General features: G+C 35.7%; 20 protein-coding genes and 1 pseudogene. 6 read left to right on the top strand and 15 right to left on the bottom strand.

What is annotated here, in order from left to right; translation table 11 throughout:
- Positions 1–123: 123 nt before the first annotated feature.
- The gene (locus ASC84_RS08980; protein WP_056513855.1) at positions 124–1,467 is read right to left on the bottom strand and encodes a bifunctional diguanylate cyclase/phosphodiesterase; all 1,344 of its coding nucleotides are present in this window, start codon (positions 1,465–1,467) and stop codon (positions 124–126) included.
- A gap of 987 nt (positions 1,468–2,454) precedes the next feature.
- Here ASC84_RS08980 and ASC84_RS08975 point away from each other — a divergent pair.
- Positions 2,455–4,638, top strand: a complete 2,184-nt coding sequence (locus tag ASC84_RS08975; RefSeq protein WP_056513852.1) for a solute carrier family 23 protein — start codon at positions 2,455–2,457, stop codon at positions 4,636–4,638.
- Between the two features lie 276 nt (positions 4,639–4,914).
- Here ASC84_RS08975 and ASC84_RS08970 read toward each other — a convergent pair whose 3' ends face one another.
- Positions 4,915–5,883, bottom strand: a complete 969-nt coding sequence (locus ASC84_RS08970; protein WP_056513849.1) for a triacylglycerol lipase — start codon at positions 5,881–5,883, stop codon at positions 4,915–4,917.
- 1,179 nt (positions 5,884–7,062) lie between these two features.
- On the opposite strand from ASC84_RS08970, the gene sbmA reads away from it, so the two are divergent.
- Both sbmA and ASC84_RS23255 read left to right on the top strand, forming a co-directional pair.
- The gene (sbmA, locus tag ASC84_RS08965; RefSeq protein ID WP_056513846.1) at positions 7,063–8,259 is read left to right on the top strand and encodes a peptide antibiotic transporter SbmA; all 1,197 of its coding nucleotides are present in this window, start codon (positions 7,063–7,065) and stop codon (positions 8,257–8,259) included.
- Positions 8,260–8,269: 10 nt separating this feature from the next.
- A pseudogene (locus ASC84_RS23255) lies at positions 8,270–8,441 on the top strand (3-oxoadipate CoA-transferase); the annotation flags it as partial.
- 293 nt (positions 8,442–8,734) lie between these two features.
- Here the strand turns inward: ASC84_RS23255 and phnX are convergent.
- From phnX to ASC84_RS08925, 8 genes are all read right to left on the bottom strand, one after another.
- On the bottom strand, positions 8,735–9,550 hold the full coding sequence (phnX, locus tag ASC84_RS08960; RefSeq protein WP_056513844.1) for a phosphonoacetaldehyde hydrolase: 816 nt from the start codon (positions 9,548–9,550) through the stop codon (positions 8,735–8,737).
- Positions 9,551–9,744: 194 nt separating this feature from the next.
- Positions 9,745–10,878, bottom strand: a complete 1,134-nt coding sequence (phnW, locus tag ASC84_RS08955; RefSeq protein ID WP_056513843.1) for a 2-aminoethylphosphonate--pyruvate transaminase — start codon at positions 10,876–10,878, stop codon at positions 9,745–9,747.
- A 56-nt stretch (positions 10,879–10,934) separates the two neighbouring features.
- On the bottom strand, positions 10,935–12,089 hold the full coding sequence (locus tag ASC84_RS08950; protein WP_056513840.1) for a TIGR03364 family FAD-dependent oxidoreductase: 1,155 nt from the start codon (positions 12,087–12,089) through the stop codon (positions 10,935–10,937).
- Positions 12,090–12,203: 114 nt separating this feature from the next.
- The gene (locus ASC84_RS08945) at positions 12,204–13,919 is read right to left on the bottom strand and encodes a putative 2-aminoethylphosphonate ABC transporter permease subunit (protein ID WP_056513837.1); all 1,716 of its coding nucleotides are present in this window, start codon (positions 13,917–13,919) and stop codon (positions 12,204–12,206) included.
- Positions 13,913–15,106, bottom strand: coding sequence for an ABC transporter ATP-binding protein (locus tag ASC84_RS08940; protein ID WP_034611476.1), 1,194 nt, complete (start codon positions 15,104–15,106; stop codon positions 13,913–13,915). The genes ASC84_RS08945 and ASC84_RS08940 overlap by 7 nt, the downstream gene beginning before the upstream one ends.
- A gap of 70 nt (positions 15,107–15,176) precedes the next feature.
- Entirely contained in the window at positions 15,177–16,208 is a 1,032-nt protein-coding gene (locus ASC84_RS08935) for a putative 2-aminoethylphosphonate ABC transporter substrate-binding protein (protein WP_155860336.1), read from the bottom strand.
- Positions 16,209–16,327: 119 nt separating this feature from the next.
- Entirely contained in the window at positions 16,328–17,056 is a 729-nt protein-coding gene (locus tag ASC84_RS08930; RefSeq protein ID WP_227515120.1) for a UTRA domain-containing protein, read from the bottom strand.
- 184 nt (positions 17,057–17,240) lie between these two features.
- Positions 17,241–17,570, bottom strand: a complete 330-nt coding sequence (locus tag ASC84_RS08925) for a hypothetical protein (protein ID WP_056513829.1) — start codon at positions 17,568–17,570, stop codon at positions 17,241–17,243.
- 428 nt (positions 17,571–17,998) lie between these two features.
- Between ASC84_RS08925 and ASC84_RS08920 the strand changes: the two genes are divergently transcribed.
- From ASC84_RS08920 to ASC84_RS08910, 3 genes are all read left to right on the top strand, one after another.
- A complete protein-coding gene (locus ASC84_RS08920) occupies positions 17,999–18,535 on the top strand; it encodes a DUF4189 domain-containing protein (protein ID WP_004822976.1) in 537 nt (178 codons plus the stop codon).
- Positions 18,536–18,939: 404 nt separating this feature from the next.
- Complete coding sequence (locus tag ASC84_RS08915; RefSeq protein WP_056513826.1) at positions 18,940–19,746, top strand: alpha/beta hydrolase; 807 nt, start codon at positions 18,940–18,942, stop codon at positions 19,744–19,746.
- A gap of 450 nt (positions 19,747–20,196) precedes the next feature.
- Positions 20,197–20,421, top strand: coding sequence for a hypothetical protein (locus tag ASC84_RS08910; RefSeq protein WP_056513822.1), 225 nt, complete (start codon positions 20,197–20,199; stop codon positions 20,419–20,421).
- 79 nt (positions 20,422–20,500) lie between these two features.
- On the opposite strand, the gene ASC84_RS08905 is transcribed toward ASC84_RS08910, so the two are convergent.
- The 5 genes from ASC84_RS08905 to ASC84_RS08885 form a co-directional block, all read right to left on the bottom strand.
- Positions 20,501–20,716 (bottom strand): hypothetical protein, encoded by a 216-nt coding sequence (locus ASC84_RS08905; RefSeq protein WP_056513820.1) that lies wholly within the window; start codon positions 20,714–20,716, stop codon positions 20,501–20,503.
- A gap of 264 nt (positions 20,717–20,980) precedes the next feature.
- Positions 20,981–21,427, bottom strand: a complete 447-nt coding sequence (locus ASC84_RS08900; protein ID WP_155860332.1) for a type II secretion system protein — start codon at positions 21,425–21,427, stop codon at positions 20,981–20,983.
- A 2-nt stretch (positions 21,428–21,429) separates the two neighbouring features.
- Positions 21,430–21,801, bottom strand: a complete 372-nt coding sequence (locus ASC84_RS08895; RefSeq protein WP_056513814.1) for a type II secretion system protein — start codon at positions 21,799–21,801, stop codon at positions 21,430–21,432.
- Positions 21,802–21,806: 5 nt separating this feature from the next.
- Entirely contained in the window at positions 21,807–22,271 is a 465-nt protein-coding gene (locus tag ASC84_RS08890; protein ID WP_056513811.1) for a type II secretion system protein, read from the bottom strand.
- Positions 22,268–24,532: a hypothetical protein gene (locus tag ASC84_RS08885; protein WP_227515119.1), complete on the bottom strand. Its 2,265-nt coding sequence runs from the start codon at positions 24,530–24,532 to the stop codon at positions 22,268–22,270. The genes ASC84_RS08890 and ASC84_RS08885 overlap by 4 nt, the downstream gene beginning before the upstream one ends.
- Between the last annotated feature and the right edge of the window lie 5 nt (positions 24,533–24,537).

The following is a 24,537-nucleotide window of genomic DNA, read 5'->3' as shown; positions in this document are numbered from 1 at the left end:
AGCATTTTACGACACGCTTGTGGTTAAAATTGTAAGCTAGTTTAGTAAGGCTCTGTTTTTGAGTTATTTTAGGGATTTGAATAATTTTTATAGTTTATCTTGAGTGGATTTTTTATCTAAACTTTAATGGTTTTCCTCAGCTACTTTTTTCATAAAATCAGTTAAAGGCATAGGACATCCCCATAGGTAGCCTTGAAATTCAGTACAACCATTTTCTTGAAAGCGATTAAAGTGCTCAACGGTCTCAATCCCCTCTGCTAAAACACGCAGGTTTAAATCAAGGCCAATTTTAACAATCCCATATACCAATTTATTACACCGCTCATCTTCTAAAGCCGCTTGCACAAAACTCTGATCAATTTTGATTTGGCTAATGGGCATTTTCTGCAAATAGCTTAATGATGAATAGCCAGTACCAAAATCATCTAAAGAAAGCTGAATGCCATTTTTATGTAGAAAACCCATTTTTTCTATAACACTTTCAATATTATTTAACGCAACCCTTTCAGTTATTTCTAATATAAGTTGGGATGGAAACACTGCATTTTTCTGCACCATGGAAGTAACGATTTGCTCAAAATTCTCTTGCATGAAATGATCAGCACTTATATTGACTGAAAGTGTAAGATCTTTTGTAGATTCATTTTTACGCCAGTCTTGTAATACTTTACTTGCCTGAATCAGTATCCAATCTCCAATTTTAGGCATTAACTCCAAAGTTTCCGCTACAGGAATAAAATCTTTCGCAGGGATATAGCCAAGTGTCGGGTGACACCAACGTAACAAAATTTCAGCGCCTATAATTTTTTCAGAAGAATTTACTTGAGGTTGATAAAAAAGTTCAAACTGCTGTTTTGAAAGTGCCAAGCGGAGATCCTGCACCAACTTGTTTTCAATTTGCAACTCCAATTGCATCACAAAAATTGAGATACAAATCATTAAAGTGGCAACGGATATTGCAATCCAACCACCATAAGCTCGAATGCTTTCAGCTAAAGGTATTGCTCCATCTAAAGTAAACGCACTCCCGCTAAAAAAGATAAAAGCGGCAATGGATAAGATAATTAAAATCAGTTGTAACGCATTGGGATCTCTTCGATAATTCAAATATCCCAATATGGCTCCTGCTGGAAGAAATAAATGCGCAACTCTGGGGTGATCTATTGTAGCCACATCAAATATTAAGCAAAAAACCACAGGAAAAACAAAGAGGACAATTTGCGAGACCAGTATTCCCGCTGAAATTCGATGTATATAAATCAAAAATAAACTGAAGATAGACATTGCTGTAAAAAAAATATCAATACAAACAATGAACCACATCTCAGCAAAGCTAAAATATATTGTCCAAAATAGGCAAAATGCGATACAGATAACAATGTTTGCTTTAGCTGCAATCGTTATTTGTTGGTTTTTTATGGCGTTGAAATGTTTGTTTTGGTTTTTTAAATAGGATAAAACGACCATAAATACCCCCATTACAAATATTTATTGATCAAGTATCCGCATTGTTTTATACACAATTTCAGAATCACATCAATAAACACTAAGCTATTAAAAATACTTATAATTTATAAATATCTGACTTGTTAATATGCTTGATTAGCTTTAAAAAAATGAATGTCGTCTTCAATTTAGTCCCTTAAATAATTATCCATCTAGTAATCCATCAATTTATATTTTTTGACATTTATAGCGCAAAAGTTTTCAAAATCAACGTTGCGAATAATATTAAAAATAGTCGTGAAGGTAAAAAGTATTTTTTAATGAAATCGTATCAGCTCCTACCTCCTACTAAGCGAGTTGTACTCAACAGACCGTTTTAGTTGAAAATTCAGTTCAGATACAAATGAAATATAACATGTTTTTTCACATGATATAGCACCAACAGATGAGTAGATAAAGTAAATATCTCCGCAAGCATTGTGTAGTTAAAACACCGCAATACTCATTTTTACCCACTCAAATAAACAACCAAATTCACGTGAAAAAACATATTTTCTAAAATATTTCATAAACCCTACAAAACCCAATATAAAAACAATATAAGTTTTACATCTGAATAATTTTTTGGAAAAAGATCTCACGGCTCGCAAGTAAAACTTACCTATTAAAAAACAAATACATCAACATTCCTTATTGCTCAAGCCATAAGTTATACAGACTTAATCAGCACTTTTTAGCCAAAAACCTAAAAATCAAATTAAAATTAACGTATTAAAATACTTATAATTTAACCAAATTGTTCGAACAAATATTTAAGAATTTCTTTAATATTCAGAAAAATTTATCATTTGTAAAGCTGATATAGAGTTTCTTTCATAATCTGTTGTCATTTGGTCTTTATTAAAGTTTACGGACACATTCTCATCTAACTTAGGCAAGTTTGGTGTACAGCATGAAACAGGCTGTATCCAGATGCATATCAAACTTATAAATTTGCCGAGAATATTTATGCAACAGGAATTGGTTCCCAGAAGAAAGTTTTATACAAATGATTTGCTCTCAGGTTTAGTTGTTTTTTTAGTCGCTCTACCGCTCTGTTTAGGTATAGCCAGTGCCTCAGGTGCACCCTTGATTTCCGGTATTATTGCAGGTGTCATTGGTGGAATCGTTATCGGTTATTTGAGTGGTTCTCATATCAGTGTGTCAGGTCCCGCTGCTGGGCTTACCGCTATTGTTTTAACACAGCTAGATAAGCTTGAAGGCAACTATCAAGCTTTTTTATTTTGTTTGGTTTTAGCCGGCCTCATCCAATTATTTTTCGGGTTATTTCGGTTGGGAACCTATTCAAATTTTATCCCAACCAATGTGATTATGGGGCTTCTTGTTGCCATCGGATTAATCTTGATTATCAATCAGCTTCCTCTACTCTTTGGGATTAAAACTGAAACTCTTCAGCAACGTTGGGGCGAAGGGATAGGCCTATTACAGCATCTTGATTATGGGGCGGCAATCATTGGTATCTCAAGTGTATTCATTATTTTATTGTGGGATAAAACACCTTTAAAAAAAATGGTTGTACCCTCTGCACTTATTGCGGTTATTTTTGCGGGACTCTTAAACTATTTTTTTATCAGTACAAATTCCAGCCTCGCAGTCAGCACTGAACATCTGGTCAATCTTCCCAATATCTTTTCAGGTGTTGAATCAATTATCAGTTTCCCTGACTTCACCCAATGGAATAATCCTATTATTTATACAGGTGCCATTACGCTGGCGATCGTCGCCTCGCTTGAAACACTATTAAATCTAGAAGCTGCGGACAAAATGGATCCGCAAAAGCGTGCCTCTCCGCCAAACAAAGAGTTGGTCGCCCAAGGTATCGGAAATACCATGTCTGGTTTAATTGGAGGTATGCCGATTACCTCAGTGATTGTTCGAAGTTCAGTCAATGCAGCAAGTGGTGCAAAGACTAAATTCTCTGCAATTTTTCACGGTATTTTATTGATTATTGCGGTTTTATTTCTGACACCATTAATCAATGTTGTTCCATTATCTTCTCTTGCCGCCATTTTAATTTTAACTGGTGTTAAATTAGCAAGCCCTTCACTTTTTAAACGGATCTATGGTCAAGGATGGAAGCAATTTCTACCCTTCATTGTAACGGTTGTTGCAATTATCGCGACGGATCTACTTATCGGTATTTTGTTAGGGCTGTTGATTAGTTTTATCATTGTATTAAAAAATAATTTATTCCGTGGTGTTCGTATCATCCATGAAGCACATTTGCATGGAAATATTACCCGTATTGAACTGGCACCCAATATTAGCTTTTTAAATCGTTCCGCATTAGTTTCTGCCTTAGAGAAAATAGTCAGTGGCGATACTGTAGTGATCGATGCGTCGAATACCTATTATATTGATCCGGATGTATATCAAGTGATTAAAGATTTTAGGGATGAAACAGCTGCAGAAAATGGCATCGATGTAAAACTAATTGGCTTTAAAATACATTATCCTGAAATTAAAGAAGAAGAACTGGATATTGACGTCAGTACTCAGGAAATTCAACGACAACTTACGCCTGCACAAGTGTTTCAGCTACTCAAAGAAGGCAATCAGCGGTTCGTTAACCATGAACGGATTTATCATAATATTGCTCGTCAAATTCAAGTCACTGCACAATCTGGACAGCATCCATTTGCAGCCGTTCTAGGCTGTATGGATTCACGTGCACCAACAGAACGGATTTTTGATGTCGGTATTGGTGACTTATTTAGTTTACGGATCGCTGGAAATATAGCGGGCGAAAAAGTATTAGGCTCTCTAGAATTCGCCTGTAAGAGTAAGGGTTCCAAATTAATTTTAGTATTGGGTCATACAGATTGTGGTGCAGTGACAGCAGCTTGTCAGATGTATGAACAAAAAAAGGATATTACTCAACTCAGCGAAACCCCACATGTACAATATTTTCTTAAACCGATTATGCAGGCGGCAGAAAATGTGCATAAAGAAATGACCGATTACCAACTCACCAGTAATTTCATTCAGGCGGTGACCATCGCAAATGTACAAAATAATATTGCCTATATCTTAAGAAATAGCCCAGTACTGAAAAAGATGGTCGAAGAAGGTGAAATTGGCATTGCAGGTGGTATTTATGATGTAAAAACAGGAAAGGTGGATTTTCTATAAATCGATACCAGTATGATCTCGTTATGATCTGTATAAGGATATCAGCATAAAGCTGGTCTTAAAGACAAGTGTAGTGATCGACATGGATGTCATCTTCCCCGCTAGTAAGGATCTGTTATGGATCTCTATCAGCTTTCTATTCATAGATGAAAGAATCTAAATTTTTAGTAAAGATTAAACCTAAAGCCAATCATTGTGTTCTAAACAAAACAAAAGAAGCCTGAATATTCAGACTCCCTTATGATGCGCTTAGAGTCTATTTCTTATAATATTCCCTTATAAGCCTTCAAGTTTTAGGCGATTAACCTGTTGACGATAAAGTGACACAGGATCAGGTCCAAACCATGCTTTCAAGCCCAAAATCTGATTAATTTCATCTAGGTGAGTTTGATTATAGTCGTCTCGAATCACCTGTCCGAAATGTGCATTGCAACGGTTAACCAAACCATCATTGTCATTATTTTTATAAGATCTTGGTGCCATGGTGGAAATGGCAACGTCAATGACATCAAGTAGATTGGTTGCTTGAGCTTTACCTGTCCACGAGTAATGATAAACCCCATTACTGGTAATCTTCTGACCATTGCCACAATCAGATGGGATTGCTGCAGTTGGGAACCTTGCATTGAATTCTGCAGAACCCTTTTCACTTAATGATTTCAATGAGCGATCCAGACTAATCGGCAAATCAGGATTACCTTGTAGAAGTAACTCCACTGGAGCAACGATATATTGTCCTAAGACGGTAAATAAAAATTTCTCAGCAGGATTATCCAACATATCATCTCCCACTTTGGACCCTTTAAACGTTCCAGCAACAGCAGTGAGTGAAGCGACTTTCTCAGGTGCAATTGCTTCAATATAACGAATGGTCGGTCCACCATGACTATGACCAATTAGATTAACTTTTGACTTTCCTGAGAGTGCCAAAACTTCATCTACTTGTTGTAGCAACTGCTCGCCACGAACTTCGGTGGATTCTAGTGGAGAAACCTGTGTCGCATAAACCGTCGCACCATTCCGTGCCAAATCAGGAAGAACCTGATAAAAATAGTCCATCCCAAAAGCTGTCGGACCGAGTCGAGTAAAACCAAACATCCCATGGTTAAATACAACTGGATATTTGGTTTTTGCATAATCAGAAGCCACATAGTTGCTGCTAACGCTCTGTAAACCAGAAGCAAAAACTGGCATAGCCAATGTGGCCAAAGCCACAATACTAGCAGTGAGTAAAGTCTGTTTCATATATTTCCCTGCTATCTTGATTTCTTTTCTTTAGAAATCAGCATCATTCACGTTATAAATCCTCTATAACCATGCATTTTTTGTTTTTTTGCATAGTACTCCTCATAAATAAAGCTGTCATCTAAAAGCCTTATTTACTCAATCCTATTTATCCTCCTTAGTCATAGACATATACAAAGTTCTACAGGCACATTTATTCTGGTTGATTGCATAAATGAAGTGACTGCATTTGTTTGACTAAATCACGCAGTGTCGGAATATCTTTTAGTTTTGACTGTTGCTGAATTTCTTCTTTTCGGTCTTTCTAAAAGTGTATTGAATTATTTTTCCAGTTTTGAGCTTGCTCAGTAGTTGAAAGATTTTCATGATCTATCACGTTTATTCGCTTGACTGTGTAAGTATTGTAAGTCGCTTACTTGTCTAATTAGATCGCTAGCCTCTTCACCCAAAAGAAAGAGGTTTTGTAGTTGTTTTAAATTTAAAGAAGCCCATTGATAATATTTAAAATATTTCTGAATCATATTACGGGGCGTTGATGACTTTGTTGTTTTGGATATGAAAAGAACGAAAAGTAACTCATCAGTTCATTTTGCTGAAAAAAGCTGAGATACGACTTTAGAGATGCTGTGTGAAGCCAAGAAAATCGTCCCGCTGGCTAAATACCACCTAAACAGATACATGCGAATAGTCATCATTATTTATTGGTGTGGCTTTGAATAACTTAACTATGAAAAACCTTCCTTTTTTCAAAAGTTACCGCAGCACTTCCATGCAACCCACTGAAATACTTTTACAAAAAATGAATCCCATTACTTAAATTTTGATTTAACTTGTCCGTTTTCAAATTCATTATTTATATAAATTTTTCCATAAAATCAAAATTTTACTGCAAATACACCTCAAACGATACTAGGCAAAACTCAGATTTTTCTTATGGTCTAAAGCACATTAGTTAAATGATAACTGCTTATTTTTTTGGCCAATTTCGATTGTAACTATCCCAAAAAGTCATTTGGTACAGAACGATAAGTTCACCGTAAGCTTTTATTTTTTAAATTTCAGATGAAATGAAAACTCAACATTAGAAATGCACTTGAATGCCCTTTATTGTTATATTATAACATAACACTTAAATAGTCTTATTAACTGCGTTCCTTTAAGTCACAGGGCATTTTTTACATGTTTAGGTCGTTTTTTCCCAATCCAAAGTGGTTTTTTTTATCCTTAATTGCTTGGTTCATCATTAATTTATTTTTGTGGAATTCTGGTGGAAGCCATTGGGGTGAGTTTTTAGGTTTACCCAAAGGTTATGCAAATATAGAACTTCCCATAGGCGTTAGTCGCTTCTGGTCACTCTCTTTTATATGGTTTTATTTATGGTTCTTCATCTCAACGTCTATTTTTGCAGGTTTTTGGCATTTAAAATCAGATAACCGTTGGCAAAGATGGTCCGTATGGGGGTCATCATTTATTCTATTTAATATCTGGTTTGGCGTTCAAGTAAGCGTCGTAATCAATGCTTGGTATCAACCATTCTATAACCTTATTCAAAACATGTTAGAAAATGGTGGAGGTGATATTAAAGAACTCTATATGGGAACAATTACTTTCTTATTGATTGCTCTAGTTGCAGTTACTTTAGCTGTAATCAATTCTTTTTTTACCAGCCATTATGTATTTCGTTGGCGCACAGCTATGAATGAATATTATACCAAGCACTGGCAAGAACTACGTCATGTAGAAGGTGCTTCCCAACGTGTTCAAGAAGATACCATGCGTTTTGCAACAATTTTAGAAGACCTTGGTGTAAATTTTATTAAGGCGATCATGGTATTAATTGCTTTCCTGCCGATTTTATTTGAACTTTCTAAACAAGTAACAGAATTACCACTGGTTGGAAATATTGATCATTCTTTAGTCTGGGCAGCAATCGTATGGGCAATATTCGGTACAGTTTTACTTATGCTGGTCGGGATTAAATTACCTGGTCTACAATTTAATAATCAAAAGGTTGAAGCGGCTTATCGCAAAGAATTGGTTTATGGAGAGGATCATGAGCAACGGGCACAACCTAAAACATTAAAAGCACTATTTGGAAGTGTTCGGCAAAACTATTTCCGATTGTACTTTCATTACACCTATTTTAACCTAGCAAGCATCTGGTATATTCAATTAGATATTTTGTTTAGCTTATTCGTTTTATTTCCATCCATTGCAGCTGGAAAAATGACATTAGGACTCATTACCCAAATTACCAACGTTTTTGATCAAGTACGTCAATCTTTTCAATATTTGATTAACTCTTGGAAAACAATTATAGAGTTACTTTCCATTCACAAACGTTTAAAAGCTTTTGAATCAATTTTAGATAAATAACATTAAGACTAAATTATCTTATCCTGTAGCAGGTTTGAAATGTGTTGAGCGTATTTATACTGATCTTTGTGTGATTGATGTGGCTGAGAAAGGTGTGAAAGTCATTGAAAATGTAGACGGTTTAAGCTTTGACGAATTGCAGTCGATAACTGGATGCGAAGTTGATTGATGTAACTGTATAAAACCTCCCTTCGTCCCTCATGAAAGGGGGGCAACTTACATTGCAAAACATTGAATGGATGCTATTAGGCAACATAAGTTTTATAAGAGTAATTTTGGAAAACCGTACTCGCTTCCTTATAAAATCGATTTAACTCATAGCTTGGTCTACCACAAACAACCAAGCAAACACTCAAGTTAATTAAACAATTTCTCATGGATTCATCATTTTCATGCAGCATGAGGAAATTAAAAAAAGAATTTATATTTCAGCTCTAAAAAAATACCAGTCATAAAGACTGGTATTCATCATCTATTAAGGCTTTTCACCATTTGCTAAACGCTGTTCGATCGCATCCAATACCGCAGGTAAGTCAGCAATACTATCAATTACATAATGTGCACCTGAAGCATTAATTTTTGCGTATGCTTTTTCTTTTAAACCTAGTTGTTCAGACGCTGATAGTCCAGACCACTCTTCGAAGCTTAGCCCCACTTCATTCCCACTGACGGCCAAACCCACAGTCCAACAACCAGCGTTTAAACCTTCTTCGATGCCGACCACTGTGTCATCCACTTTCACCACATTTTTAACATCTAACACATCAAGTTCGATTAAGTTTTTCCACAACATTTCAGGATATGGACGACCATGTTTCACATCACTGGCTGTAATAGTACAGTCAGGCACATAACCTTGATCAGCTGCATCTTGCACCAATTGACCAATCATCATCGAAGCATAACCAGTATTACTGCCAATTTTTGCACCGCGGGCACGAATATCAGCAAATGCCTCTAATGCCCCCGGAATTAATTTTGAGCAGTTTGGAATACTCTTCAATTGGTATGGAATAAAGTCCTGATATAAACGGTCAATATCCGCCACAGTCACTTCTGCACCATGTGCCTGTTTCCACGCATCTGCAACACGTGGCATTTTCAAAACTGCCGCAATGTGATCGCGTTTTTCCAACCCCATTGGCGCACGTGCCTCTTCAATTGAAATTTCAACTTTATTATCTGAAAATAAGGCCATAAATGCTAAAATTGGTGCACGTGAACCAAAATCTACTGTTGTACCAGCCCAATCAAAAACCACGGCTTGTAATGCTGAAGTTGAAGTGTTCATAAGTTTGTCCTATTCATTTCTCAAAGTTAAAAATAGCTATCTTGCGTAAGTTGAGTTTTGCGTAATATTTAATTTCTAATAGCAGTTCCCGCTCCTTTCAAAGGAGAGAGCTAGGGAGAGGATTTATAATCTCCCCCATCCTAACCTCCGCCCTGAGCCATAAATGGCGCAAGAAAAGGAGTTGTGGATTCCAATCAAATTCGATAGTGCTCAATCGCTGTTAAAAGTCGTTCAATATCATCCAAATAAATCTCTCCAATATTGCCGATACGGAAGCAATTTAAGTCGGTGACTTTGCCGGGATAGATCACAAACCCTGCTTGTTTCAGATTTTCATATAAGGCTTGAAAGCTAAAATCGGCTTCATTTGGATATAAAAATGTAGTGATAATTGGAGATTGTGGTGCGTCTTGATCTAAGACCATTTCAAAACCAAGCGCTTGCATACCTGCGGCTAAACGTTGTTGATTATTGAAATAACGCTGATAACGTGCGGTTACTCCGCCTTCTTGTTCTAATTCTAAAAGCGCTTGATAAAAAGCCCGCACCACATGAGTGGGTGAAGTAAAACGCCATTTACCATTATGGTGTTCCATGGTGTTCCATTGGTCGTATAGGTCTAAACTGACTGAACAAGCCAAACCTTTGCACGCTTGTAATTGCTCACGTTTTGCCAAAATAAAACCAAAGCCAGGTACACCTTGAATGCATTTATTGGCACTTGAAATCAAGAAATCAATTTCGAGCTCTGCAATGTCCATTGGCACGCCACCAAAAGAACTCATCGCATCGACAATCCACACTTTGTTTTTGGCTTTGACAATACGCCCAATCGCTTGAATTGGGTTTAATACACCTGTGGTGGTTTCGCAATGCACACATGACACATGAGTGATGCTGTCATCTTCAAGTGCTTTTTCGATATCAGCCAGTTGAGGGATTTGCATTTCAGGGTAGCGTAATTCCACCACGTCAATTTTTAAACATCGAGCCATTTGCACCATGCGTGCACCATATGCCCCGTTATTGATAATTAAAATTTTACCATCCTTTGGAATCGTCGAACCTAACACTGCTTCTATAGAGAAACTCCCACTGCCTTGCATCAACACAGCACTATATTGTTCAGGTTTTGCAGTTGCCAACGCCACCAAACGACTGCGGATCTCCTGAACCAATGCGTTATATTCTTTGTCCCAAGTACACCAATCACGTTGCATCACACGACGCACACTTTTCGAAGTAGACAATGGTCCTGGTGTCAACAGTAAGTATTTATTTTCAACATCGTTTTCAATTGTGTTTGCAAGTTCAATTTGTGCGTTCATTTCGCCTAACCTTTGATCAATTTCATACAGCATAAACAAATCTGGTTTAAACCAGATTACAAAATATAATTTTCTAACATTTCTTTCATAAATCCTGCGCCTGTGGTCATGCCTTTGCCTGCAATCGCACTGACAAGGAAAATATTGGTTTCAGCTTCCATCACACATGCCAATTCCGTAGGATGAGTCAGATAGTAACCATTCCAACGAGATTCAATTTCAGGTAGTTCTAAGCCAATATTTTCTTTGCAATATTGCAAAATGAATTGGTTAATTTCTTCACGTTGATTAAATTGTGGTATGTCTTCAATCGGATAATATTCATGGCTATCGCCCAAAATAATTTGTCCGAATTCATTTTGTTTAATCAGGATATGAATACCGTACTTTTCAACTAAATCGATTTGTGATTCATTGCGTAAATCTTGATGACTAGGGCAAATCTCAAAAGCGGGATAACGAGAGATCGACAATCCTGAATAAATCGAACCTTTGAGATTGACTTTTAGCGGTTTGGTTAATGCCATTTGTAAAGTACAACGCAATAAACCTTTTTGTTGTAAGAGCTCGGGATACAACAATTGTGTCTCTTCACCATGACAAATCATGACTTTATTTGCGGTAAATGTTTGACCTGATGCCAAGCGAATGTGCGCCATGCCTTGGTTAAATTGCGTCAGTACCACAGAGGCATTGCAATGAATTTGTACACCAAGTTTTTCGGCATGTTGCAACAAACGCAGTCCCACCAAATGTGGCTCAACTGAATAATCTTCATGAAAAACCATACCGCCACGTAGCGCAGTTTCTGGGTTTAAATAAGTATATTGATCAAACAGTTGCTGCTTAGACAATAGACTTACAGGAATCTGATAATCAGCTGCAGCTTGAGCAAACTCGTTTAATACTTGCCATTCAAGTTCAGTATTCGCGAGATACAACCCGTTCCGCTGTTGAAATGAAATATCGGTTTGTGCCTGAATCCGTTGATAAAATTCACGGGTTGCCAAAGCATATTCACGCCATTTCGCATCAGGACGACTTAGCGTCGAAGTCCCAACCATGCCAAAGTTACGGCGAGTCGCACCTATAGGTTGTGCATATTTTTCAAAGACTTGTACCTTTAAACCTTGCTCTGCCGCTTGGATCGCAGCCGATATTCCTAAAATGCCTGCACCGACAATAATTAAGTCAAATTGTGCTGTATTCATTGTCTTTTCCACCTTATCTACTTTTTTTAGCACGCAAAATCCCCAGCGCCTAAAAGAAAGCGTTCAATTCAAATGGTTTAGTTAATTAAAAAGATTGACTGAAAGATCAATTTGTTATGAATGTGTTTGCTCACGCCAACGTTGTGTTGACGTCATCATTTTCCGAGTGAATAACCAATGCAGCAACTTGACTGCACATGAGGTGAGTAAAATCAAAATACTCATCGCCACAGCTGCCACGGTATCACCTGCATCATCCATATTCAGCACCGCCACCGATGCCAAATTGGTATCAGGTGAATAAAGGAAAATCGCAGCTGAAACAGTAGTCATGGCATTGACAAATAAATACACCAACACATCACACAGCGCAGGAAAGGTTAAAGGCAAATATACTTTGCGGAACATTGTCCAATGTGAAGATCCTAAACTTTGTGCAGCATGATCAAGTTGATTTGGGATCTGTTGAATCGCATGCGTTAAGGTCAAATGTGGCACAGTGTAATAATGAATAATGGTTGAAATCACCAACAGCGTCATCGTACCGTAAACGAAAGACACAGGATTTTGCGGTGCGTTAAAGAACAAGATATAAGCAATACCCAACACCAAGCCCGGCACAGCCAAAGGCAATAACACCAAGACTTTTACATAGTTTTTTAGCAAAGGATATGCTTTAAAACGGGTACTAAATAAGGCAATGATGAAAATTATCATCGTACCGAAAACGGTACTGAACAATGCCAATTTGATTGAGTTAAAATAACTTGCCCAACCACCACCATCAACATATTCAAAACGATAATGATTTAAGGTCATTGACAAATCATAGGGCCAATAGCGAATGAATGATGCGAGAATCGCAGTCACAATAATCAGTAAAATACCGCCTGAAATCACCCCACAAAATACAGTTAATGCTTTTTCAATTCGAGGATTGGCACGCAAACGATAAGGCTGAATTTGGAAATTTTGATAGCGTTCCTGATGACGACTTTGGTATCGATCAAAAATGAATGCCAACACCGCAGGACAGAGCAACAAAATCGAAATGACGGCACCCATGTTCATATTTTGTTGACCAATGATCTGCTTATACACATCCAACGCCATCATATTGAATGACCCGCCAATCACTTTGGGAATCCCAAAATCGGTAATGACATAAGTAAATGCCACCAGACAGGCACTGACTAAACCATAGCGAATCGCAGGAAAAGTCACAGCCCAATGAGTTTGTAGCGTATTTTTTCCTAAAGCATGCGAAGCCTCAATCAAATGTTGATCAATATGGCGAAATGCCCCCATCATCAACATGACCATGGCAGGAAATAGCCAAAAGCAATAACTGATCAAAATGCCTAGTGGACCATAAATTTCCACCTCGCCCATCATGCCCTTAAAAACACCTTGCTGACCAAACAAATACACCAAAGCCAATGAAGGTAAAAGTGAAGGTGCAAGAATCGGTAAAAATGCCACGGTTTTAAAGAAAGCTTTGCCTCGAATATTGCAGTTAATCAATGCAAAAGCATAAACACTTGCCAAGCTCACCGTAATCAACATGGCTGTAATGGCGATCCACATCGAATTAAAAATCGATGAGATTAAGGCCGGATTGGAAAAATAAGCTGTAAAGTTATCCAACCCGACAAATTGATGCTGTTCATTTAAAAATGCGCTTTGCATCAATACGATTAAGGGTGCAATCAAACTCAAGGTGAATAGAATTGCTGCGACAAACAACACTGCACTTGAACGCAATGAATAACGAAAACGATGTGCTGTTTGACTACTTAATAAAGCATCTGCGGCAGACTGATTTAACATCTCGCATGCCCTCGTGAATCAAACACATGTAAGTCACGAATCGGCACTTGCAGATACATTCCATCTTGCACAACCGCCATATGTTGATGATCCACATCAACTTGCAACATATTGTCATCGGCATGATTTTGGTTTTGCACCACGCAGAATAAACGACGTTTTGCGCCTAAAAACTCAGTGTTGACAATATGTACAGCTAAATTTAAATATTCAGTAGAAGGTTCATTTCCAGCAACTAAATTGACATTTTCAGGTCGAAAAGCAATTTCATAGTGTTCATCTTGGGCAAAGTTTAAATGTGGAAATTCAATAAAAGATTGCTCATTCATTTTTAAACGATGCGTATCGACCGCTACTGTCTGTATAAAATTCATCGAACCAATAAACTGTGCTACAAAACGAGTTTGCGGTTTGTAATAAATATTATGTGGCGTATCGAGTTGTTCAATCACACCTTTATTCATCACTGCCACACGGTCAGAAATACTTAACGCCTCTTCCTGATCATGCGTAACCATGATCGCAGGCAAATTTAATTGGCATTGAATGGTACGAATTTTTTGGCGGAGGTTTAAACGTACCAACGCATCCAAAGCTGACAACGGTTCATCCAACAACAAAACATCAGGATTGGGCGCAATCGCACGGGCTAAAGCCACACGCTGTTGCTGACCGCCTGACAATTGATTGGGATATTTTTCTGCAATATTGGGCAATTCAATTAAGTTTAATAATTCATTGATACGAAATTGAATCTCTTGCGCTGACCAGTGTTTTTTATGCAAACCAAATGCAATATTTTCCGCCACAGTTAAGTTTGGAAAGAGTGCATAGTTTTGGAAAACAATGCCGCATTTACGTTTTGCAGTATTAAAATGGGTAATATCAATTTGTTGTTTAATCACTTTGCCATAATCAGGCTGTTCAAGCCCAGCAATGATGCGTAGCAAAGTTGTTTTACCACAACCTGATGGACCTAAAAAGCTAACAAATTCACCTGCTTTCAGGTCAAGGTTAATGTGTTCCAAGACACGGCTTGAACCAAAAGATTTTTGAATATCCATCACTTCAAGCACTGTTTTTGATTCTGCCATTTTAAACGTTCTTAAAGTTGAGAGCAGATGCCCTGCCGAATTTGGCATGGCTTGCCCTGTCCTACTATTTTGTAAATGCGATGGAATTTGCATACTGCACCTAATTTTTAATCGTTAATTTTGAATAACTGATTCTGAATAGCTTGTTGTGTACATGATTCAATTACTTTTCAAATTTTGCTGACCATTGTTTTAGAATTGATTCGCGCTGTTCTGCTGCCCAATAAAAATCATTCTTCACCAATTGCTGCGCAAGATTTTTTGGGAAGTCTTGGTTTTTGCTATGAACATTTTGATGTGCCACCATTGAAAAGTTTTGTGCATAAGCTTCATTGGCAGCTTGGCTAACACTCCAATCAATAAACTTCTCTGCACTGCTGAGTTTTTTCGTACCTTTGACAATGGCTGAGGCTTCCATTTCCCAACCTAGCCCCTCTTTCGGATAGACAATTTCTAAAGGTGCACCACGTGATTTCAGCTTAAAGCCCGGATAACCAAACGAAATTCCGATGACCGTTTCACCTTGAGCCGCCATCTTGCAAGGCTTCGAGCCTGAATGTACATATTGAGAAATGTTTTTATCGAGTGCCTGCATATATTGCCAAGCTTGCTTTTCACCAAAAATTTGCATCCATGCAGTCACATCCAAATAGCCTGTGCCACTCGATGCCGGATTTGGCATCACGATTAACCCTTTATAAATTGGTTTAGTCAGGTCTTGCCAGGTTTGCGGAATCGGTAATTTTTTCTTTTCCAATTCAACAGTATTGACACAAACAGCCGACTCCCAAGCAGTCATGCCTGTCCATGTTGGAATGTCTTTTTGGCTATAAAAATCGATTTTAAGTTGTTCGACATGTTTCGGGCGATACGGTTGCAATAAGTCTTTTTTTTCCATGACCAATAAACTGGTCAAAGCAAGTCCCATCACTACATCGGCTTGTGGATTCTTTTGTTCTGCTAATAATTTTGCGGTGATCACACCTGTCGAATCACGCACCCATTTTACTTTTAATTCAGGATGTGCTTTGCGTAATTCCCATTGATAACGCTTTAATTGATCCGCTTCAACCGCGGTATAGACTGTGATTTGCTCAACATCATTCGAGGTTGAAGACGTGGTGCATGCTGTACTGACACAAGCAAAGAGAATACTTGTGCCCATGGCGAGGAGCTTTTTTTGCTGCTGTTTCAGATACGGGCTCATTATGACATTCCTAACGAATGCTGCTTCTTGATAGCCTGTATTTCAACAAAAGTTTATGACAATTTAATTAATCTGGTTTAAACCAGATTAATTATTTTAATTCTTTATCATGTCGCTTCAAAATGTAAATCAAGTACATCATGTAACCAATATTCTTGGTCAACATCGGTAATCACTCCATTTTGATCACAGTTGGTACGGCAAATATATAACCCCATACTACCAACATTGACATGCAAAGCTTTGGCTTGTTGTTCTGACAATACCGTTGGATAAAGATTAATATGTGCTCGGGTCAATTGCCGTTGATAATGCTCTGCCATCAATGTCGTAATAGAACCTTCTAATTGTTGTTCTAAGAATTGAGGAAATAAACTTGCATTGATACGTAAATGTTCAACTACCGCAGGACGACCATTGATACTACGACGTCGCCACATCGAATAAATATCATCACCCACCGAAATTTTTAAATGTGCTGCATCCCAAGAGGTCGCTTGCACCAATTCCGCAGAAATCAATTCCGTACTTGGTACACCCCCTTGCTCAGTCACATATTGGTTAAAACTTTTGGTCGATTGCGGACGGTAAATAATTCGTGGCGCACGAACAAACCAACCACGGCGATCTAAACGATAAATAAGACCATCCATTTCCAAAGCCAATAATGCTTCTCGAACAGCGACACGTGTGGTAGCAAATTGTTCCATCAACACACGCTCTGAAGCCAGTTTGGTATTGGCACTCCATTGCCCAGACTCAATCTCATGGGCAATAGCATCTCGAATGGCAATATATTTGGGAATACGTGGAGAAGTCTTTTCTTGAACAGGCATACACATTTATTTTGTGAAAATTTCTTCTAATATACTCAAATATCGTGTCTAAGCGATGACATTTTTAAAATAAGCATAGTTCATACACAAATTTTATGTTTTAAAAAGCTCATCTTTTGATGAGCTTTTGGAGATCACAATGAAATGTGTTGAGTCTAAAAGACTCATCATTTTTCTCAAAGAATTACTTATTTGTTTTGTTTGGCATCTCCATATTTGAATGATCCATATCCTTCATCGAAGAAGGCATATTGGTCATTTTTGAATGATCCATTTGTGACATTTCTGAAGCGTTTCCATGCTGATGTTGCTTTGTGTTATTTGTTTGAGTTTTAGGATCAATGTTTGTTTTACAATTTTTTTCACATTTCTTTTGTTTTTTGTCTATTGGCTGTTCATCGACTGTTCTAGTCAATACTTTATCTTCATCCTCATGTGCCCATGTTTGAACTGTGGTCATTAAAGCAACCATACAGATTAAAGCTGTTACACTTCGACTAAGTACATTTTTCATGAGTTTCTCTCAGATTAAGTTTGTTGACTTTTACAATAAAATAATTTGCCAAACTTTAAAGTGACATGAAAATGATATTTTAGTCAGCCAAAATTATATGAGCGTTTATAAAGCGATCTACAGCATATGATCACCGTATAAGGACTTTGGTGTTCTACTCATTCAATCAACTCAAAATGGGGGTTTTCCGAACAGTTTGATTTTTTCTATAAAAAGAAAGCCAATGTTCATTTTAATGCCACATCAATTCGCTAAATTATTGCATTAAAAGACGGAACTAAAAAATTTAGGTGCTATCCTTTCTACCGAGAATGCACTGACATTTAAAAACACAAAAGAACTTATTATCATTTTAAAATATAGGAATTATATAGAATAATTCATAGCTTTCCTTATTATTAAGCAATGATTTTAAAGGAGTTTATAGAATGATATTGACAAATAATCAGATTTTTAATTTATCTATTTTCTTTATTTTTATCATTTATTTAACTATTGAGAATGTACATGCTGAAGGGAATTGTCCTTCAGGCTATTATCCTGTAGGTGGACAAGGTGTTCAAGGTTGCGCACCTATTCCAGGTGGAGGAAGTGGTGGATATACGAATCAAAATCCAACTTTGTATCCTATGATTGAAACATTATGGGGTGCGATTGCAGAGGATAAAAGTAAAGGCTTAAAAGGGCGTCCAATTGGTTTTACAAGAAATTTTAAATCTAAAGATGAGGCACAAGCAAAAGCATTAAAAGCGTGTCAACAGGATGGTGGACAAAAATGTGAAGTATCTAAAACCTATTCTAATCGCTGTGTTGCTATAGCTGATCCAATTAATGATGGTCAAAAATCAAAAATTTTACTGGATTTTTCAGAGGATGGGGCTAAAAAAGGTGCATTAGTGTTTTGTTTAAGTGAAAATTTACAACCTTGTCGTATTGTATATTCTGGTTGTAGTCTCGGATACTAGCACTAACAAAAACATAATTTACTGGTTCATACCGCAAATGATGATTTTGCCTTTATTAATCTACATAAAGGCAAAACAACCGTATGCCAGAAACACTACTTGGACTTTAAACCACAGCAATTTTTTTGTTGCAGAATCTATTTTCAGTAATTTGGCTTATCAACTCGAATTATAGCTATTGCGCTCTATATGCAATTAAAAAATAAAATGATAATTGATCTATTCCATTTCTTAATTTCAACGTATTCGTCATGTTTGTCCGATGTATCATTAAAATGGTTAAAAATATGAGCGATATCCAATTTCCATAAAGGAAATCAAATAAGTAATACATTTTGAATTACAAGTTCCAAAAAGGAACTTTAATATGTATTATAAACTTTGAAAAATATTGGATAACCAAAATGAAAAAAATTGCTCACCAAATTCTACGAAAGCCATTTTTTGGAAGATTCGAAGTACCTTGGATTTGGCCTCAAGCTATTTCTAAAGAAGACTGGGAGGCTGTCACTATTCCCTTAACTGGCCAGCAAACACTCGCAGGCTACTGGAAAAGTGCACCAGCGGCAAAAGCAACTTTAGTACTTGCTCATCCAATGGGAAAAGCGGCTAAAGCATTTTGGCTCCGTTACGGACATGCAGATCTATTTTTAAAAAATGGCTATAACGTACTTATTTATGATGCTAATGGTTTTGGAGAAAGTGAAGGATTCTCATTTGACTATCCCAATGATGTATATCATGCAGGGATATATGCTCAAAAGCGAACACCTGAATTAAATGTAGGTTTAATAGGTGCGTCATTTGGTGCAGCTTGGGGACTATGCTCATTAGCAAAAGATGGACACCCATATAAAATTGCAGTATTTGAAGGCGCATTTCCGACATTACCAGAATTCTGGAAACATTATCCAGTCGCTCATGCAATGCTCAAGGTATCAAATACACTACTACCAAAGCTTAATCAGGAACTCAATCCGTTAGCAAAATCTACACAAGTAAAATATCAACCACCCATCTTATTAATGTATGGAGAAAAAGATATTTATACTCCACCCGAGTTTGGCCACCGGCTTAAAGTAGGGCTCGACCATGTAACAAAAGTAGAAATTAAAATCTTCGCGGATGCAGAACATACTTATATTTATCGAGATTTCCCTGAACAATATTCAGAATGCGTAATACCCTTTTTAAAGCAGCATTTTGCTTAGAAACGGTTTTGCAGTACAAACCTATCTCTAAGGCTTATTCAGCAATATGATTCTTAGGTGAATAAGCCTGCAGCTAAAATCTATAGAAAAATATTTTGTCCATTTTGGAGCGGCTCCGGATGCCGCTATTCGCTGAGATCGCGATCAATACAATAGCAGCCAAATGTTGCGTAGCGTCGCCAATGGACTTGAATGGTCATCAGCTACAATTTCGAATAGTGCCAAAATTGTGCCAAAGAAAAAGGGAATCAAACTATTCATTTGATTCCCTTTAAGATATTTGGCGGAAGCGGTGACAGTCATATTAAACACATAAATTACTGTATTTAAATATGTATATAAAATTTATTTATATTTTTACTACTATTTTTACTACACAAAAATTCTTATGTTTCTAATTATTACTTTTCAATAATTATACACTACCCTTTCATTGGACCTCATAGTTTTATGTATGCCCATCCACCATATTGGGAAATAACGGGCTATGGCCTAGAGTTTGGATGGGAGCAATATTTAAAAATAGCAGAATTGATGAAAAGCTGTAAAAGCAAAATCATGCTTTCAATTAATGATCATCTTGATAATCTAAATGCTTTTACTGACTTAAATATTAGTACCACCAAAATTAGTTATACGGTGTGTCACTCAGGTGCTGGTCAGGAGCAAAAATAGGAATTGATATTACCAATTATTGACAAAATAAGTTCCGCCCTTATATCAAGGGTGGAACTAGCATGTTTGTATATAAAAATTATTCCGCATTTCTTTTAGAGAGAAAACCAGCTTCTTCCATTAGTTCTTTAGCTAACAAACCTTTAAAAATATCAGCTGTATTTGTAAAAAACTCAACGATAACTCCATCGCTATCTACTATAATCTCTTCAATCTTGATTAATGGATCATAACTTGGCAATTTACTTATTTCTGCATTGATATGATCCAGTAAGACTTGGTTGTTATTTTGCATTTTCAGAACTCAAAATATAAAAATATGTACAGTTATATCAGTACTTGAAGCATTGATACAAATCTATGTTTATAAAAGTTTAAAAAAGCCTTTTCTGCAGCTTAAGCCTGATTCTGCAATAATGAGACATGGCTGGGTGGAAATGGGCTTGAATCGCAAAAATAGGAATACGACTGATGATGTCGCCTCTGTACTTGCTTCAATAAAAGAATAATAGATAAAAATTAAATCAAAAAATTGCAATAGGTTTAAAATGAAATTAGATTAAAAAATCCATTCATCATAAGAATTTTTATGGAATAAATTGTACAATTCTCTTGGGAAGTTATCCTGCTTGAGAGGTCGCTGTTTTGACTCACTATAAACACCAATAATTTGATTATCTTTATTAAGTACCAATCTGAATTTTTTACCTGAAATTGGATCAATTTCAACTTTTCTTAAATAACGAATAGTTTTATCATTATATCTTAAGTCTCTTGTTAAATCAGTCAAACTATGAGGATAACTCATACTCCCACCAGGAGAGTTGTTATAATAACTTCTTATTGCCTTCTTATAATCCAACCCAATTCTTATTAATTCTTTCTCTTTATTAAATCGTAGAATATTTATATAATTATTTGCCCAACTCCCTATTACAAAGGTTAAAATAAAAATAACAACTAGCATCCAAACTGTGGAAAATCCATAATTATTTTTTAATTTCATAATCACCATTCCGAATAACGCCTTTCATCACTACCCATATTATTATTTATAGACTTAATATCATAAATTCCGGCACCTGAAAATTGATCTTTAATTATTCGCCATTCTTGTTTTTGATTTGTTGGATCAATAGGGATTTGTCTTAAGTAACGTCTTTCAACTAAATCATTTAATTTTTCTGGATAATGTCCATTATCCGAGTAAAATTTATCTATGCTATATCTTAAAGTAGTTAAGTTTTGCTTTAATGCCATTTCTTTAGCATCATCAACGTTATTAATATAATTAGGTGTAATGATTGTCAATAATAATGCAATAATTGTAAGCACTACTAACAATTCGACAATTGTGAATCCTTTAACCCTATAAAGCATATAAATCACCAGTTATTATATGGTATTCCATTAGATCCTTTTCCAGTTGAACTAGAATAAATATCATAAACATTATCTCCGGCTTGAGGGTTATAATATTCGCTTTCATAGCTTCTTAAAATCCAAGTTTTTTCAGAATCAATTTTAGAATCTGAAAATGGATCTCTTGGAATCTTACGAATAAAACGTAATGTTTTACTACCATATTGACTTGGCACCCCTTCAAGAGACTTAAGATTTGGAGGATAGCCTGTTCCTGTTTTATAAGCAGAATTTATTTCATTATGGTCACTCGCTATTTTATAATGATCAATTGCACTTCGGATCTCAAGTAATGCTTCCTTTAATTCCCTTTCTTGAGACTGTCTTGTCAAAATAGTTGCTGTAGGCAATACAATTGATGCAAGAATTCCAATTAATACAAGTGTTACAATCAGTTCAATAAAAGTAAATCCATTAATTGCTTTCATTTAATTTTAATTTCCTTTGTATTATTAAGATTATCTTTTTTAATTACTTCTCCTGATTTAGTATCAATCGAATAATTTTCCAAATTAATTTTAAAATTTTCGTTATGCTCTTTTGGTATAGCAAAATTGAGGATAACACTTTTACCATTTGATTTTGGTACATCATAAAGTTTAAAACGTGTACCATTGCTTATTTGCTCATAATCTGCTGATTTAACAGGTATATTAAGTGTCATATTAGATAATACTAGAGTGTTTGGATGAAGAATATCAAAAGAAATTTTTGCTGAATCTGGGGTGTTTTGTTCAATATTCACTGTTAGATCCTCTCCTGACTTTACCGAATCAGAAGTATTAAAACTTAGCGATATTGGTTTTTTATCATCAAAATTTTCTTTATTCTCTTCTAATGGAGCACTTGATATATTAGAGGTTGAATTTTGTAAATTAGTAACACTATTTAATACCGAAGTACCTTGATAAGTACTTTCATCTGTTAAACGAAGGGGTCTATCATTAACTTCACTTAGAGTGCCTGAAATATATTCTTGTGCATATGGATCAGGTAGTTCAAAAGGACGGATAATTTTAGGTGTAATCAATAAGACAATTTCACTCTTATTCTTAGTGTCTTGAGTACTTGAAAATAAACGTCCTAACAATGGAATTTTCCCAAAACCAGGTAGATGATTTGCACTTGTCTTTGAATCATTTTTGATTAGGCCTGCAAGCATTTGAGTTTCATTATCTTTTAATTGCAATATAGTTGAAGCATTTCTAGTACCTATTTGATAAGTTTTCAGTCCACGTGCAGAAGATAACTCTTTTACAATATTACTAACTTCTAATTTTATACCGATCTGCACTTCCCTATTTACCTTGACTTCAGGTGTAACTTCTAGTTTTAAACCTACATCAAGATAACTCACATTTTCTGCAATTGAACCGCCTAATTCACTAGTTGTTGTGGTAATAACTGGTACTTTATCTCCAATTAAAAATTCAGCTTTTTCTTTACTTTTAATTCTTATTCTTGGGTTAGCCAACAAATTTGCGTCGTTACTAGTTTGTTGAAAATTTAAAGCTACTTTTGGGTCGGTAACAACTAAATTGATACTATCTTTATTTAAATGTCTTAATTGATTTAATGTATAGGCTCCTGCAGAACTTGCACCCAATACACTTGCTTCGATTTTATTAGGAAAATCTATACCCAAATTCAGTAAATTATCATGGCTTACTTCAAGGACTTCAATATCTAGTAGCACTTCGGGCGCAGGTACATCATATGCTTGAAGTAACTTATCTATACTATTAATCATTTTTTGATTATCACGGATAATTAACATCCTTAACCGATCATCAAAAAAAATTCCTTTGGGTTGATATAATTTAATAATCATATCTTGTGCTTTTTGAGCATCTGCATACCCAAGATAATAAGATTTAGTTATAAGCTCATCATATTTTTTAATGCTTTCATCATTTTTCTTATATATTAAATATGTATTAGAATTTAAGACTTTATATGACAATGATGAAGTATATAAAATAGTCTCAAGAGCTTCACGCACTGATGTATTTTTAGCAAATATTGTAGTATTAGTTTGTTCTAAACCAGCATCTTTATCTAGTATAAAGTTAAGACCTGACTGTTGAGCAAGAACATCTAAAACTGAAAAAACAGGTGCATTCTTAAACTCTATAGAAATTTTTTGATCTAATTTTTCATTTAGAGTTTTTGGGTTCAAAAAGCGAGAACTCATTGATTGTTCAATTTCTTTTCTTAACTGTAAAGCTTTAGAATATTCTGGGTCAAGCTTTAATATTTCTTTAAGTGTTAAAAGTGCACTATCTAAATGTTTTTCATTAAATAACTGCACAGCTAGAAAATACTTATCTTCAATTAATTTTAAATTACTTATTTTACCTATATTATTAATCGCCTTTTGATTATTAACATCTATATTTAAAACTTGTTGATTTAGTTCTATAGCTGTTAGAGAATCACCATTCTGCAGTGCTTTTTGTGCTAATTTTAGTTTATTATCAACAAGTTCTTGCCGTTGATTTATATATGTCATTTTATATTTTTCAGGTTTTTTTTCGCTTTTATCTTCCAGATAACTAATTCTTTTTAATTCCTTTTGATATTTATCTTTATTCGATGCACATCCAACCATACTTAAAATTGAAATTAAAACTATCATTACTTTAACATTTTTATCTTTAAATTTGATTTCCATAATTTTTACTTCCATAATAT

Source organism: Acinetobacter sp. Root1280 (assembly GCF_001425285.1).
GTDB lineage: Bacteria > Pseudomonadota > Gammaproteobacteria > Pseudomonadales > Moraxellaceae > Acinetobacter > Acinetobacter guillouiae.
The sequence above is the reverse complement of the archived record's forward strand: the minus strand, read 5'-3'. Positions and strand labels throughout refer to the sequence as shown.